Origin of the sequence: Exiguobacterium sp. SH1S21, assembly GCF_004337175.1 — a bacterium.
Classification (GTDB): Bacteria; Bacillota; Bacilli; order Exiguobacteriales; family Exiguobacteriaceae; genus Exiguobacterium; species Exiguobacterium aurantiacum_A.
Window position 1 is genome coordinate 197,231 of record NZ_SJUY01000001.1, and the last position, 14,567, is coordinate 211,797.

The following is a 14,567-nucleotide window of genomic DNA, read 5'->3' on the forward strand; positions in this document are numbered from 1 at the left end:
TTAAAGTGGATTGACCAAAATAAAAAAAGGTGACTGAAAACTCAGTCACCTTCCGGGTTCGATTATTGGATGTTCAACACCGTCTCGGTGCCTTCAATCATCTTGATCTCGGTCCACTTGACGACGTTTTTGCCGAGCGGGTCGTTCGCGACCATGAAGTCGGCGAGCGCTTGCACTTTCGCTGGATCGACCGGTTGTTTGACGTTGTTCAAACGGAAGCGGGCAACTTTGTTAAACGTGTCCAAAAAGGCGATCTCTAGTTTTGTCTCAGTCATGGTTCATTTCCTCCTTAGATTGTGAGTGGATTAGGCTAAGTCGTATTCGCGGACGACCGACACGGTGAAATCTTCATGTTCGAGAAGATCGAGCATGAGCTGTCCGTATGAGTCGGCAACATCTGCCGTGAGCGCAGCGCGAATCGGACCGAACCGTTGCGTCTTCTTCGTCGGTTTCAAACTTTCGAGGTCATGATGCGTCGTCAGGACGAGCGTGGCTTTCTTTTCTGTCAGCTGTGCCATAGGGGATGGCTCCTTTCGGGGAGTGGTTACGATTCAGACGGATAGGTGGAATCCAGACGTTCGAGCAGCTGAATCATCCGCTCAAGACGTGTCTCGATCCGGTGGAGCAGATAGAGCGAGACGACGATCGGGAATCCGAGGTTTGAGATGAGTTCGGGCCAGCTCATGTGACCACCTGCTCATCGTGCCGATTGTGAGCGGCGGGACGAGGGGGTATTAGCATACGTGGGAGCCTCCAATTTAGACCGTCACGTGGAACTCACGCGACACGACGTACGTAGCGGATTCGACCGCGAGTAACGGGATCAACAAGTCGCCAAACTGTTTGATCTCCTCGGTCTCCATCCGCGCACCGAGCGGACCGAAGCGGACGAGCTGACGTTTTTCCTTGCCGTCAACGAGCCGTTTCGTGTCGAGATAAAAAACGCTTACGTATTCTCGATACACTGCCATATGTCTCACCTCCTTCGCCCTTATTAACCGACGAGGAAACCGTTTTGCTCAAAAGTCGCAAATTTCCAAACCGTGACTTTTGAACCACACCATCAAGCAGTCGTTACATTTGCCTCAAATCATTCCTATGACTTGCATCACCATACCATTTAGGGTATTTTTATAGACGTTGTGTAAATTTGACAACCGCATCGAAAGTCCCACAAATTCATTTCCACGCTTTCAAAAAATGAACAGTTAATTTTTTGAAAATAGGGTACTATACGAGGGAGGGTACTACCACCCGGCAGACTTGAAGAAGGAGCTAACACTAGATGAACAACTTAGACATCGCACTCGCCACGCCAATTCCTTCCGCTCAATTTGAAGTTGACACGATCGATTTAACGTTCTTTGCGACCGAATGGGATGCATATCATCCCGAACTAGGTAAACCATTTCAATATAACGGACGCCATTTACTTGTCTATCCGCTTAAAGAATTGAGTCGCGCCTTCACCGTCGCCGGTATCCCCCGCAGCCAACAACAGTTGATCAAATGGGAGACGGACGGCGTTTTACCGCCGACACCGTTCACGATGGGACGCAAACGTTTTTATACGGAAAATCAGATCCGCACAATCGTCGATATTGCTTTGGAATGTGGATTACGACCACGTACACACGTCCGAAAGACTAACTTTTCAGATCAAGTACATGTAGAATTGACGTACATACTTCAATACGAATTAGCCGAACGAGAAAGTTCGCTCGCATGAGCACACAAAAAGCCTTTCCCGACGACACGTTGATCGTCGGGAAAGGCTTTTTGTTAGTCAACGGAAACGGCTCGCAAGTACAAATCAAGCGACGCTTCGACTTCTGTTGAAACGAGTTCGATGAAATCATCATACGTACCGGTCGGATGTGCACGATCCAGTGCGTTGTAGTATGCCAAACGATTTTCAACTCTGATGATGACGGGCGGATATCCTGATTTCATCAATTCCAAATTGAGTAACAGGCGAGACGTTCGTCCATTCCCGTCGATGAAGGGATGGATCCCCACAAACTTACCATGCAACAACGCTCCGCGCTCCACCGGGTGAAGGTTGATTGCTTCTGTTTCGTACCAGTGAATCAGTTGCTCCATTTGTTCTTGAATCATATACGAAGGTGGCGGCGTATGGACAGCCCCGGCGATGAACACTTGTTGATCGCGGTACACACCTGCATACGCATCATCAATTCCTTTCAAAACCAACCGATGCAAGTTTTTGATTTGCCATTCTGAAAACGGTTCTTCCCGACGAACGATTTCTTCTACGTAGACAATCGCCTCTTGGTGATTGATAACTTCTAGATGTTCTCGCATCGTCTTCCCGCCAACCGTTATGCCTTCTAGGACAACTTTTGTCTCATTAATTGTCAACGTGTTGCCTTCGATGGCGTTCGAATTATACGTCCACTCTAAAAATAGTTTCTCTCTAAGGCTTCGGAGTGTATACACTGGTAACGGCCGCTTTTGATCCAACTCTATTTTTTTTATTGTGATCCGTTCAAACATTCGCTCCGTCTCCTTTCATGAACGCTTCTTGTTTGGTGGTAAATTAATTGTAGCATCAACGAGCTAAACGTACTTATCTCGATTTGAAATAAGTACGCGCAGCTCGTTGATGCTCTTCCTATAATTTCTCCCGAGCCGCCTTCGGAATATCTGCGACCGTTACTTCATCGTAAGACGTGACGACGTCTTGATCTTTCACATATAGCTTCAAGTATGCCCCGCTTCGAAGCTCCTTCGCCGCCGTGAACGTGACCGGTTGCGAATCCCCGTCTTTCGTCAACGCCGGCATCGTATACTCGTAGCGGCGGACGACGTCACCCGACTCGAGCGTCGTCTCCTCAACGTTTGTCGCTTCCCCGATTTGTACATATAACGCCTCTTTCCCAAGCCGGTTCCAGTCGATGTTCACAAGCCCGAGCGCCACGATGACGAGGGCGAAAGCCGCAATTACTAGTTTCTTCATAATATTCTCTCCTTCAGATAACGTATTTCGTAAACCGTCGAACCGTCAACACGTAATACAGCGTATAAATGGCAGAATAGACCGCCATCCAGACGAGCACCGGTACCGTGAAGTCCATGACGAGCAAGCGCGAGAACGCGAAGAGCGCGACCGAGGCGTGCAAAATCCCTAACGAGAATGGGGCGAGGAATACGACCGCGATCTGTTGACGGATCGTGCGTTTAATGTCCCGCTTCGATACGCCGACTTTTCGTAACACCGCGTACTTCGAGCGGTCTTCCTCGGCCTCGGTCATCGTCTTGAAGTAGATGATGCTGCCCGTTGCGACGAGGAAGACGAGTCCGAGAAAACTACCGACGAACAAGAGTGCTCCGTGCATGGCCATCGTCTCAGCGTATAACGCTGTCGCACTCGAGAAGTTATCTGCTGTCGACAAGCGATCCGACAAGACGGTCTGCTCTTTATAGTCAGCGACGGACACGGCTTGATACATCGTCCCTTCTCCCGGCAATGTCTTGAAGACGTCATCCGGTGTGACTAGGAACAGTCCGCCGAACGTCATGACGTTGAGCGGTGTCTTGTCATAGCGGGACGCGACCGAATACGTCGTCTCGTCTAGCGTCACATCGTTCACGTCTTCCGAGAACCGTTCGTCATAGAACGGATCAATCAAGAAGACGCCTTGCTCTTGCAGCGGTTCCGGTTCACTCCAGCCTAGGTCGGTGGCAAGTTTTCGGAACGTCGTCTCATCGATGACGCCATATTCCCGCTCTCCCGTCTCTAAGGCGACACGAACCGTCTTTTGCATGACGCTCGTCTCAGCCAACACATCGGCGTCGATGTCTTGTTTGTCGCCTTGCCAGGCGAACGTATATGGAGCGTACGAAGTGACTTGTTGTTCCGCGTAATAGTAGACGCTAAAGATGGCCCCGCCAGCCGTGATCGCCGTCGCACTGATGATACTGATGAGCGTCAACGTCTTCGCGTTGCCTCGAATCCGGTATAACAACTGTGACGTCGTCAATAAGTTGAGCCGGCGCCACGCCCAACGCTCATTCGCTTTTAGGCGGCTGAGGATAAAGATGAGGACGCTATGGAACAAGAGACCGGAACCGATGACGGTAAGACCGATGATGAGAAGCGGCATTGCCGCCGCAAGATAACCCCAAAGCGGAGACGTGGCGAGATCTTGCAGCGCGAGCGTGTAAGCCGTACCGAGGGTCAGGATCCCGAGTAGCGCCATGAGCGGACTCGCTTTCGGCACATCCTCGCCTTTTTTGTCGGCATGGAACAGTTCGATTAATTTGAAGCGATAGATGACCCGGTAACCTTGGAACGATGTGAATAAAAAGATGGCGAAGAAGACGAGCGTCGTCTCGACGAGCGCCGAGGTCGAGACCGTGAACCCGATCGACAAGTCGCTGTTCATCAAGTTGAGTAGCAGCCGCAACAAAACGTTCGACCCAATCAAACCGAGCCCGATCCCGATCACGAGCGATACCGCACCGATGACGAGGTTCTCAAACAACAGGATGAGACCAATCTGCTTTTTCCGTACCCCGAGAAGAGAATACAGTCCGACTTCCCGTTTACGTCCTTTCAAGAAGAAGGCGTTCGAGTAAGCGATAAACAGCGCGACGAAGATGAGCAGAATGAACGTCGAAGCGTTCATGAGACCGCTGATCTGTCCGGACGTCTCGGCGAGGGCACTAATTTCCCCGCTATGTTTGAGCGTCGCGAACGTAATGTAGATGATGATCGAGAAGATTGTCGTCCCGACGTAGAGCGCGTACCGCGATAGATTGCGGGCGACGTTCTTCTTCGCCAAATCAAATAGCGTCATCGGTCGCACCGCCTTTTGCGAGCTCGTCCAAAATCGCTTGATAAAACACGTCGCGCGACTTGCTGCCTCGAATCAACTCGTGCGACAGCTTTCCGTCTTGAATATAGAGGACACGGCGGCAAAAGCTCGCGGCATAGGCATCGTGTGTCACCATCATGATTGTCGTCTCAGCCTCGTTCAGCCCGGCGAGTGTCTGTAACAGGTCGGTCGCCGACTTCGAATCGAGCGCACCGGTCGGCTCATCGGCGAAGATGAGTTTTGGATTGGCAACGAGCGCCCGGCACACAGCCGTCCGTTGTTTTTGCCCGCCTGAGATCTCGTACGGATATTGGTCGAGTATTGGCGTGATGCCGAACCGCTTGGCGAGCGCATCGACTTTATCCCGCGTCTCGTGGACTGGTGTCTTGGCGACGGCGAGCGGCAACAAGATGTTCTCCCGGACCGTGAGCGAGTCGAGCAAGTTGTAGTCTTGGAAGATGAAACCGAGATGGTCGCGACGGAAGTCCGACAGCGATTCCTCATCGAGCTTGGCGATGTTTTTTCCTTCGACGAGGATATCCCCCGCGGTCGGCGTATCGATCGTCGCGAGCACGTTCAACAGTGTCGACTTCCCGGCACCAGATGGCCCCATGATGCCGACAAATTCACCGTGCTCGATCGTGAACGATACATCGTCTAGCGCCTTGAACGTCGTGTTGCCTTTCCCATATGTTTTTTCGATTGCGTTGACTTGTAATAATGATTCCATGAATAGCACCTCTTTCTAAACACTACGATACAGCCCGTACCTTAACTGAAAATCACGCGTACCTTACGAAATCCTTAAATGATATGCTACAAGGAGAGGTGATTTCATTGGACCAACCACGTATTTTAATCGTCGACGACGAAAAAGACTTATGTATACTCATTCAAAAAGCGCTTGAGCGAGAAGGGTTCACACAAATCGCGACCGCCCACACCGTCAAAAGCGGCTTGGAGACGTTCCACACGTTCGCCCCGCACATCGCCATTCTCGACGTCATGTTGCCGGATGGTGAAGGCTATGACCTGTGCCGCCAAATCCGCGACACGTCGAACATCCCAATTTTGTTCTTATCCGCGAAGTCAGACGAAATCGACAAGATCCTCGGCCTCGCCATCGGCGGCGACGATTACATCACGAAGCCGTTCAGTCCAAAAGAAGTCGCCTTCCGTATAAAGGCGCAGCTTCGCCGTGTCTCGATGTACGAGGCACCAGCACCCGTCGATACAATCGTCGGGCCGTTCCGGTTGAATGTAGACGAGACAGAAGCATACAAAGACGGCGTCCGGCTCGAACTGACGGCGAAAGAGGTCGGCCTGCTCGCCTGCTTCATGCGTAATCCGAACCGGATTCTCAGTAAAGAAACGTTGTTCACCCGCGTCTGGGGCGAGGACTTTTACGGCTCTGACAATACAGTCATGGTGCACATGCGCCGGCTCCGCGAAAAAATCGAACCGAACCCGTCACAACCGATCTATATTAAGACGGTCAAAGGGCTCGGCTATAAGTTTGAGGCATAGGGGGCATTTGAATTGAAATGGAAATTGACCGGACGTTACTTGGTGTCGATTCTCGCCATCGTTGCCATCGTCGTCATTTTGAACGTCGTCATTCTCGTCACGTTGCTCGTCAACGACCGGACCGGGATTGATGACGTCGAGAGCAACTCCGGGGAGACGTTCACCCGCACGTTCAACCAGTACATGTCACTCGAGGACGGCGCACCGGTCGTCAACGAAGACGGGATAACCGCCCTTGAGGAGTTCGGCGCGTTCATCCAAATCCTCGATGCTTCAGGTGACGTGGTCAGCGACGTCGGAGCGCCCGTTGACGCACCCGATTCCTACTCCCCAATCGAACTGATTCAGATTTATAAGTACAAAGACGACGATCTCGTCCTCTACTTCGTCGGCGAATTTGAAACGTATAGCTACTTGATCGGCGTACCAGACGCCAAAGAGGACCGTGCCCTGTTCATGCTTGATCCCGAGGCAATCTTCGCTTACGTGTCGCGAGCGACAGTCATCTTACTCATCGTCGACCTCGCCGTCGCCGCACTGATCGGGCTCGCCTTCAGTTCGATTTTGACACGCCCTGTCTATCGTTTGACCGAGCGGATCGCCCAGCTGAAAGCACGCGACTTCTCGACCGTCGAACCGAAACGGCCCGGCATGTACCGACCCGTGTTCGCCAACTTGAACGATGTGTCACAGACACTGACGACATATGAGTCAGAACGGGAACAACTCGAGCGCCGCCGCAAAGAGTGGATGAGCAACGTCTCCCATGACTTGAAGACACCGCTCGCCTCGATCCAAGGCTACGCCGAACTGCTCGAGGATACAGGAGTCGACGAAACGGAACGGCGCCAGTACGCTGAAGTCATCGAACGCCAAGCGCTCTACATGAAAGAACTGCTCGACGACTTCAACTTGACGATGCGGCTGCAGCATGGTGATTTCCCGCTCAACCGCGAGACGACCAGGCTCGAGCCGTTCGTCCGTGAGCTCGTCATCGACGTCTTGAACGACCCGCGGTTTGCGACGCGCGACATCACGTTCTCAAGCACAGACGCCACGTCACGCGACGTCGACCGTCATTTCATGAAGCGGGCGTTGCTCAACTTCATCTATAACGCCCTCCTTCATAACGACGAGTCAGTGACGGTACATGTCACGGTACTAGGCGGGACGATTATCGTGCAAGACGATGGGAACGGCATTGATGCAGCCGATCTGCCGTATATTTTCGAACGTTATTACCGAGGGACGAATACGACCGACGCGCTCGGCAGTGGGCTCGGGATGGCGATCTCCCGGGACATCGTCAAGGCACACGGGGGCACGGTCACCGTGACGAGTGACCTCGGTGTCGGGACGACGATTCAGATTGACCTGCCGTAATGAAAACAAGGATTCGCTCAACGGAGCGAATCCTTGTTTTCATTGTTATAAGCTTCAATCCACGCCTCGAGCTCATCAATCGGGAGCGGACGCGAGAAGTAATACCCTTGCATCTCGTTACAGCCAAGCAAACGGAGCGCGTCGTGCTGCTCGGTCGTCTCGATGCCTTCGCAGACGGTCTTTAAACCGAGGCCGCGGGCGAGCTCGATGATCGATTGGACGATGACGTTTCCGGTCGGGTCGTTCTCCGTCGCTTGGATGAACTGACGGTCGATTTTGATCTCATGGATCGGATAATGCTTTAAATAGACGAACGCCGAGAAACCTGTCCCGAAGTCATCGATCGAAATCGAGAAACCTTGCTTGCGGAAGGCGATGAACCGTTCGATGACGTGCTGTTGATTCTCCATCCCGACGCTCTCCGTGATCTCAAACGTCAAATAGTCCGGGCAGACACCCATTCTTTCAACGACACGGGCGAACTTCTCGACAACGCCTTCTGATAGGAAATGACGGGCCGACAAATTGAGCGCCAAGTGATATGTCCGGCCAGAGGCGTGCCAGGCGTTCAATTGGCGGCATGCCTCCTCGAGCGCCCACTCCTCGAGGGCGATGATGACACCGGTCGACTCGGCGAGCGGGATGAAGTCGAGCGGCGGGATCAGCCCCTTTTCCGGATGGATCCAACGCATGAGCCCTTCAAAACCGTTAAGCTGTCCGGTCGACCCGTCAATCTTCGGCTGATAGTAGAGCGCAAACTCGTTCAACGCGAGCCCTTTGCGCAAATTCATCTCGAGCGTCAATCGGGCCGTCGCCTTCTCGCTCATCTTCTCTTCATAGAAGATGATGCCACCGCGTTGGACATGATGATGACTAGCGGCGATCCGTGTCGTGTGAATCATCTCGAGCGTCGAGCGCGCCTTATCCTCAATCGAGATAAAGGCACTCATCGTCAGGACGACATCCAGTTCATCGACGGTAAACGGTTCGTTCGTCACCGTCTCACAAAGCATGTCGGCAATCCCGTACGCTTTGATCCGGTCGCCGTACGGCGTCCATACGACGAAACCAGATTGAGAACTCCGGGCGAGCATCGCCGGATCGACGACGAGTTGGAGCCGATTCGCGATTTCCTGGATTAATTGATTGGCCTTCTCGCTGCCGAGCGCGTCCTCGACAGAGCGGAACTCATCGATTCTCACGTAAATGAGTGACCCGAGGTGATGATCGAGTTCGTCCCGCATCCGGTCGACTCGTTCGATGAACGCGTTCTTATTCATCAGTCCTGTCAATTCATCCGTATAGGCGAGCCGGGCGATGTGTTGTTCGACCGACTGACGTTCGAGCCGGCTATATAAAATAGCGACAAAATCAGCGAGCGTACTCACGATCAGCTCTTCGACATACGTCCACTTCCGAAGCTCGTACGTCTCGCAGCAGATGACACCGCGGGCTTGCCCGTCCGCAAAGATCGGCGCGTCAAGCATCGAGTAAACCCGCTGTCCTTCGACGAAGTATTGTTGATATAAATTTTTCACCCATTCGTGCGTCCGGACATTCTTAAACAGGAGGACACGATTCGTGCAGAGCGCATCAAAATAGACCGGTGCGTCCTGACGATAGACCGTTAATGCCGGCTTGCTGATGCCTTTATCTTTTGAATACGCGACTTGACAACTGATCGAGTGTTGCGTCTCATCGAAGTGCCAGATCGATACGGTGTCGACTTCGAGCATATCCGCGACGACTTCGCACATGTAGCTGATCGCCTGCTCGACTGTCGCTTCGGACACGTCCGGCATCCGTACGAGTTCGAACAGTTTCTCTTGATGTTTACGGTATGTTTGTGTTGAAAAGTTCCCCTCGATCATAGTCCCCTACCCTCGTTCAAACAGTTTTGCCTTAATGATAGCATGAAGCACAAATACGAGACCTTCCAAAATTCAACAGAAAGTCAATTTTTAATTTCCCTCTTTTTAGGAGTCATCTATTTGATAGACCTACTAAAAAATATTGACCTGCTTTTCAAGGAATCTCGCTCGAATGAGTCCTTTCCACCATTGCTTCCCGGTTTCTCGGCACCGTACAATAAATGTGTATCGTTACCCATCATGAATGACTCAATTATATTAAAGGAAGTGACTCCATGGATCACAAGTCCGGCCTCATGTACTCATTCGCCGCAATCGCCGCCGTAAGCGTCCTCGCCCAGGCCGACGAAGCGTCCGCCGCTAGCACCCATATCGTCCGAGCCGGTGACACGCTTTGGTCGATCAGCCAACAGCACCAAATCCCGCTCGCGACACTCAAGTCGATGAACAACTTGACGACCGACCGAATCGCCATCGGACAAACACTTCATTTGGCTGGATCATCGACCGTCCTCACGACAACGAGTACAGCAGCAAGTACAAATCGAGTGACGACCGCTGCATTGAACCTTCGCGCCGGTGCCGGTACGAGCCATAATATCTTGCTCACCATCCCGAAAGGTCAAGCGCTCAAACCGCTCAAGACGAGCGGTAAGTGGTCGCAAGTCACCTTTAACGGGAAGACCGGCTGGGTGCATAACGATTATCTCGGTACAGCCAAGGCAGCAACGACTAAGCCGACGGCATCAACGAGCACCGTCAGCCCGGCCGCCCAATCGACGTCACAGACGACCGTCAACTTGAACCTTCGGGCTTCGAAATCGACAAAGGCGAACATACTCGTCACGATCCCGAAAGGAAAAACGGTCACGATCCTAAAAGTCGAAGGTTCATGGTCGCACATCAAATACGGTTCGACGACAGGCTACGTCGCCACTACATACTTAAAGAAGGCCGCCGCGACGCCTTCACCGGGTCAACCTGTCACACCTTCACCGAGTCAGCCGGCGACACCGGCAGCGCCGAAAGAAGAGAGCGTCAATCAAGCGTTCGTCACGACGGCGAACTTGAACGTGCGAAAAGGAGCAGGCATCGGTTTCGCGCTCGTCACGACGATCCCGAACGGCGCGACCGTGCAAGCAACGAAACAGAGCGGCACTTGGTACTACGTCACGTATAACGGAAAGAGCGGTTACGTCAGTGCCGGCTACTTGAAACAGACGACGACCGCACCGAGTGCACCGGTCGCACCGAACTTAGGTGACGCCGGTGCTGGGAACACTTCGGTCGATTACGTCGTCAACACCCCGTCCTTGAACGTCCGTGCTGCTGCGTCGACGAGTTCCGCCATCGTCGGTAGCGTCAAAGCCGGCCAGACGCTCCGCGTCGTCCAGACGGCAAACGGCTGGCACCAGATTTATATCGGTAACACGACCGGCTTCGTCGCAGCGTCGTTCGTCAAGGAAGTACCGAAAGGCTCAACGACGGCACCAACATGGGTCAGCGGGTCGTTCGACTCACATACGTTCTATACGGCAAGTCCGGCCGCAATCCGCGCCCAAGCAAACGATTCGAGTCAAGTCGTCGGGTCGACGCTCCGCGGCGGACTGTTGAACGTCGTCGGCGAGACGGCGACACACTACCGTGTCAACGAGAACGGGACGCAAGGCTTCGTCGCCAAAGCGTTCGTCACCCAAGTCAACGGGCAGACCGCCCAAGCAACCCGACTCGCGACGATCGCCGTCGCTAAGAAATACGTCGGGACGCCGTACATCTGGGCGTCGTCTAGTCCGGTCAACGGTGGCTTTGACTGCTCAGGCATCATCTATTACGCGTTCAACCAAGCAGGTGTCTCGATCCCGCGGACGAACGTCGCCAACTATTGGGCCGGGTCTTACTTCGGTCCGCAGCTCGACAAATCGTTCGTGCCCCAGGCCGGCGACCTCGTCTTCTTTGAGAACACGTATACGGCCGGTCCGTCCCATATGGGCATCATGATCGACGCCGATACGTTCATCCACGCCGGGACGTTTGGTCTCGGCTACAACCAAATCAGCAAAGAGTCATATTGGAAATCACGCCTCATCGGCTACAAGCGACCGTGACCTTTGACGCATTTAAAAACCCGACCTTTGTCGGGTTTTTTTTCAGTTAGCAGGATTTCACTTGAAAGACTCGAAATGCGATATAAGATAGGAAAGGTAGAAAGGGAGTGTACGATGGGAAGCAACCGATTCGCCAAAATTCCGTACCGGATCTATACGATGGTACTTGCTGTCGCCTGCCTCGTCGGTGTGTTGTTATTCGGTCTCGGATTAAGCTATTACTGGAAAGAGAAGCATGTCAGCGTCGATCAGTCCGTGACGAATTTGAACCATGCATCCGACCTTGCCGGCGTCGAGTCTTACCTTGTCCTCCACCAGGCCGCGAAACTGTACGAACTGAACTCGGGCCAGCCGACAGCATTGTTGTCCTCGCCTTATCGCGAACGCGCGCTCCAGTATAACACCCAGCTGCTCGATGATTTCGAGACCGGGGTCCACGAACGCGAACGGGATGCCCTCCTCGCTTTTTCTGAACGACTAGAAGAGACGCTCGACGGCGAGTTGAGCGAATTCGACAACGTCCCGTTTGACGTCATCGAATCGATTGACCGGCGCTGGCTCTACCAAGGCTTAGAGCGGACCGCGCAAGCGAACACGGCCTACGAGTTGACCGATGCCGTCATGCGGATGCAGATGACGTTCATCCAAAACGTGACAAACTTGCTGGCGGAGACGCCGGACCGAGAAAAACTGGAAGTCGAACTCGCCTCCATCGCCACTGAAGCGCGTTTACTTGAAGAGATTATCGCGACGAATCCTACTCTCCAAACGAAATCGACCGCTGATTTAACGGAGAGCGCCCTAGCGTTGGGACGACTGGCTTCGGCCGGCTCGACGCTCGAGGCGCGTTACGTCAACGGGACCAAGTTTTACGAAGACTCGCATGAAGTGCTCCAGACCATCCGCTCGTCGACCGAGTCATTGCTCCTAGAGGAACGAAACCGATACGGGACGCTCGCCGTCCTCGTCTTGCTCGCGACGCTGCTGCTTTCGACCGGACTCTTGGCCGCGCTTTGCTATACACGTAAAATGTATGCCCATGATTTAAGTCATTTGAAAGCCCGTGCGCTCGCCATCGACCCGAGCACTGAACCGGTCGAGGCGTCATTCCCGGCCAGTCATGACTTCCGCGGCATCGAAGACGAGCTTCGAGAGATTGCGGTGAGCGTCCATTCGACCGTCAACACGCTCGAGACGCAATCGAACGACCTGCTTCGCTATCACGAGCGTTGGTCGTCCCTGTTCTCAGAGACCGGTCTCGCCATCGCGTTGATCGATGACGCCTATAACTTCATCGAACGGAACGATGTGTTCGATCAGTTCTTCGGCGAACGGAACTTGTACGAAATCAACCAGCTGTTCACCAACACAGGTCGTCGCCTGTTCCAAGAAGCACTTGAAGGTGTGACCGAGCATGGGACGAGCGCCCAATTCATTTTGCATTTAAAAGGAGAACATGCCCGCTTCTTGAACGCGAAAATCATTCCGCTCAAGCGCGGGGGAACGCTCACGTATTATTTGATCCTTGAAGATGAAACCGAACGCGTCGAGCGTGAACGGAAAGTCGATCGTCTCGTCCGATTCGACCTCGCGACCGAACTGTATAATGAGTATGGTTTTATCCGAGCCTGGGAAAAACAAGACATCGACGGAACCTTCCTCTTGATAAAGTTGAACGATTTCCATCATCTCGTCGATTGGTACGATACGATTTATGCTGACCTGCTCATGACTAAGTTCGCCCGTCACGTCGAGGAACGACTCGAGAAGTATGCGCATCATTTGTTCGGCCGCTATCGTGACGACACGCTCATGCTGTACGTCAAAGGGTTTAACACACTCGACGAACATGAGCTGATGGAGCTGTTCCCGACTGAACTGTTGATCAATCAAAAACGGCAGACCGTCCACGTTCAAATCGGGGTGGCACACACGACGCCGAACTATACGGATTGTCTGTTCGAGGCGACGCGAGCACTCCAACACGCCAAAGAAACGCGGACGCCGTTCGTCTGGTATGACGCGAGCATCCTCGCCCAGCTACAGTGGGCCGCATTGATCGAACAGGCGCTCCCCGAGGCGATCGAGCAAGGACACATCACCGTCGCCTATCAGCCGCAAGTCGAATTGACAACCGGCCGCGTCGTCGGGGCCGAGGCGCTCGCCCGTTGGCAGCATCCGGATATCGGTCACGTCCCGCCGAACGAGTTCATCCGGATCGCTGAACGGTCAGACCAGATTTTATGGTTGTCACACTCGATCCTCGACCAAGTCATCAACCAGCTCGTCGCTTGGCGCGATACATCATTCTCCGACGTCTCGTTGTCGTACAACTTGTCCGCGCACTCGGTCGACCCGTCGATCGTCACGAAGCTGCGTGATTTGATCGAGACGTACCCGTGGCTGCCGGACCGCTTGAAAATCGAATTGACCGAGTCGGCCGACATCATGTCACATGCGAACGAGCTCGATCGGCTCGAGGACATCGCCGACCTCGGCTACTGCTTGTCGATCGATGACTTCGGCACCGGCTACGCCTCGTTCGAAGCGATTTGGCACTTGCCGATTCAAGAAGTGAAGATTGACCGGATGTATGTCAGCGGGAAAGCGAAAGACAGCACATCATTCCTCCGTGCCGTCTCACGTTTCGCGAGCGAGCAGGCGCTCACATCCCTCGCCGAAGGTATCGAGACGAAGGAAGACCTTGAACGGATGATTGCCGAAGGAGTCGAGCTCGGACAAGGCTATTACTACGCCCCGGCGCTCAAACCTGACGCATTCGAGGCTTGGGTGAACGAAAAAAAAGGACGCCCTGAGTGAGCGTCCCGATCGGCTGACGT

Annotated in this window: 14 protein-coding genes; 5 read left to right on the forward strand and 9 right to left on the reverse strand. The window is 53.4% G+C overall.

Features of this window, described 5'->3' with window-relative positions:
- Nucleotides 1–62: 62 nt before the first annotated feature.
- From EVJ24_RS00975 to EVJ24_RS00990, 4 genes are all read right to left on the reverse strand, one after another.
- On the reverse strand, nt 63–275 hold the full coding sequence (locus EVJ24_RS00975) for a DUF2922 domain-containing protein (RefSeq protein WP_071398188.1): 213 nt from the start codon (nt 273–275) through the stop codon (nt 63–65).
- Between the two features lie 30 nt (nt 276–305).
- Nucleotides 306–518 carry a hypothetical protein gene (locus EVJ24_RS00980; RefSeq protein ID WP_071398189.1) on the reverse strand — a complete coding sequence of 71 codons (213 nt, stop codon included), beginning with the start codon at nt 516–518 and terminating at the stop codon, nt 306–308.
- Nucleotides 519–544: 26 nt separating this feature from the next.
- Nucleotides 545–685: a YvrJ family protein gene (locus EVJ24_RS00985; RefSeq protein ID WP_016510821.1), complete on the reverse strand. Its 141-nt coding sequence runs from the start codon at nt 683–685 to the stop codon at nt 545–547.
- A gap of 73 nt (nt 686–758) precedes the next feature.
- Nucleotides 759–971, reverse strand: a complete 213-nt coding sequence (locus EVJ24_RS00990) for a hypothetical protein (RefSeq protein ID WP_131438936.1) — start codon at nt 969–971, stop codon at nt 759–761.
- A 314-nt stretch (nt 972–1,285) separates the two neighbouring features.
- On the opposite strand from EVJ24_RS00990, the gene EVJ24_RS00995 reads away from it, so the two are divergent.
- Nucleotides 1,286–1,729: a MerR family transcriptional regulator gene (locus EVJ24_RS00995; protein WP_131438937.1), complete on the forward strand. Its 444-nt coding sequence runs from the start codon at nt 1,286–1,288 to the stop codon at nt 1,727–1,729.
- 53 nt (nt 1,730–1,782) lie between these two features.
- On the opposite strand, the gene EVJ24_RS01000 is transcribed toward EVJ24_RS00995, so the two are convergent.
- The 4 genes from EVJ24_RS01000 to EVJ24_RS01015 form a co-directional block, all read right to left on the reverse strand.
- Entirely contained in the window at nt 1,783–2,517 is a 735-nt protein-coding gene (locus EVJ24_RS01000) for a Fic family protein (RefSeq protein ID WP_131438938.1), read from the reverse strand.
- A gap of 118 nt (nt 2,518–2,635) precedes the next feature.
- On the reverse strand, nt 2,636–2,980 hold the full coding sequence (locus EVJ24_RS01005) for a YxeA family protein (RefSeq protein ID WP_131438939.1): 345 nt from the start codon (nt 2,978–2,980) through the stop codon (nt 2,636–2,638).
- A gap of 13 nt (nt 2,981–2,993) precedes the next feature.
- Nucleotides 2,994–4,823, reverse strand: a complete 1,830-nt coding sequence (locus EVJ24_RS01010; protein WP_131438940.1) for an FtsX-like permease family protein — start codon at nt 4,821–4,823, stop codon at nt 2,994–2,996.
- Entirely contained in the window at nt 4,810–5,571 is a 762-nt protein-coding gene (locus tag EVJ24_RS01015) for an ABC transporter ATP-binding protein (RefSeq protein WP_131438941.1), read from the reverse strand. Before EVJ24_RS01015 ends, EVJ24_RS01010 begins: the two co-directional genes overlap by 14 nt.
- 107 nt (nt 5,572–5,678) lie before the next feature.
- Here EVJ24_RS01015 and EVJ24_RS01020 point away from each other — a divergent pair, with 107 nt between their 5' ends.
- Nucleotides 5,679–6,368, forward strand: a complete 690-nt coding sequence (locus tag EVJ24_RS01020) for a response regulator transcription factor (RefSeq protein ID WP_131438942.1) — start codon at nt 5,679–5,681, stop codon at nt 6,366–6,368.
- A gap of 12 nt (nt 6,369–6,380) precedes the next feature.
- The gene (locus EVJ24_RS01025) at nt 6,381–7,751 is read left to right on the forward strand and encodes a HAMP domain-containing sensor histidine kinase (protein ID WP_131438943.1); all 1,371 of its coding nucleotides are present in this window, start codon (nt 6,381–6,383) and stop codon (nt 7,749–7,751) included.
- 17 nt (nt 7,752–7,768) lie between these two features.
- Here EVJ24_RS01025 and EVJ24_RS01030 read toward each other — a convergent pair whose 3' ends face one another.
- The gene (locus EVJ24_RS01030) at nt 7,769–9,622 is read right to left on the reverse strand and encodes a bifunctional diguanylate cyclase/phosphodiesterase (RefSeq protein ID WP_131438944.1); all 1,854 of its coding nucleotides are present in this window, start codon (nt 9,620–9,622) and stop codon (nt 7,769–7,771) included.
- A 275-nt stretch (nt 9,623–9,897) separates the two neighbouring features.
- Here EVJ24_RS01030 and EVJ24_RS01035 point away from each other — a divergent pair, with 275 nt between their 5' ends.
- Nucleotides 9,898–11,727 (forward strand): C40 family peptidase, encoded by a 1,830-nt coding sequence (locus EVJ24_RS01035; RefSeq protein ID WP_236637505.1) that lies wholly within the window; start codon nt 9,898–9,900, stop codon nt 11,725–11,727.
- 114 nt (nt 11,728–11,841) lie between these two features.
- Nucleotides 11,842–14,547: an EAL domain-containing protein gene (locus tag EVJ24_RS01040; protein WP_131438945.1), complete on the forward strand. Its 2,706-nt coding sequence runs from the start codon at nt 11,842–11,844 to the stop codon at nt 14,545–14,547.
- Nucleotides 14,548–14,567 lie beyond the last annotated feature (20 nt).

Coding starts and splice junctions, on each gene's coding strand:
- EVJ24_RS00985 (WP_016510821.1), bottom strand. CDS start 685: ATGAGCTGGCCCGAACTCATCTCAAACCTCGGATTCCCGATCGTCGTC.
- EVJ24_RS01015 (WP_131438941.1), bottom strand. CDS start 5,571: ATGGAATCATTATTACAAGTCAACGCAATCGAAAAAACATATGGGAAA.
- EVJ24_RS01000 (WP_131438938.1), bottom strand. CDS start 2,517: ATGTTTGAACGGATCACAATAAAAAAAATAGAGTTGGATCAAAAGCGG.
- EVJ24_RS01005 (WP_131438939.1), bottom strand. CDS start 2,980: ATGAAGAAACTAGTAATTGCGGCTTTCGCCCTCGTCATCGTGGCGCTC.
- EVJ24_RS01040 (WP_131438945.1), top strand. CDS start 11,842: ATGGGAAGCAACCGATTCGCCAAAATTCCGTACCGGATCTATACGATG.
- EVJ24_RS00995 (WP_131438937.1), top strand. CDS start 1,286: ATGAACAACTTAGACATCGCACTCGCCACGCCAATTCCTTCCGCTCAA.
- EVJ24_RS01030 (WP_131438944.1), bottom strand. CDS start 9,622: ATGATCGAGGGGAACTTTTCAACACAAACATACCGTAAACATCAAGAG.
- EVJ24_RS01010 (WP_131438940.1), bottom strand. CDS start 4,823: ATGACGCTATTTGATTTGGCGAAGAAGAACGTCGCCCGCAATCTATCG.
- EVJ24_RS00980 (WP_071398189.1), bottom strand. CDS start 518: ATGGCACAGCTGACAGAAAAGAAAGCCACGCTCGTCCTGACGACGCAT.
- EVJ24_RS01035 (WP_236637505.1), top strand. CDS start 9,898: ATGGATCACAAGTCCGGCCTCATGTACTCATTCGCCGCAATCGCCGCC.
- EVJ24_RS00975 (WP_071398188.1), bottom strand. CDS start 275: ATGACTGAGACAAAACTAGAGATCGCCTTTTTGGACACGTTTAACAAA.
- EVJ24_RS00990 (WP_131438936.1), bottom strand. CDS start 971: ATGGCAGTGTATCGAGAATACGTAAGCGTTTTTTATCTCGACACGAAA.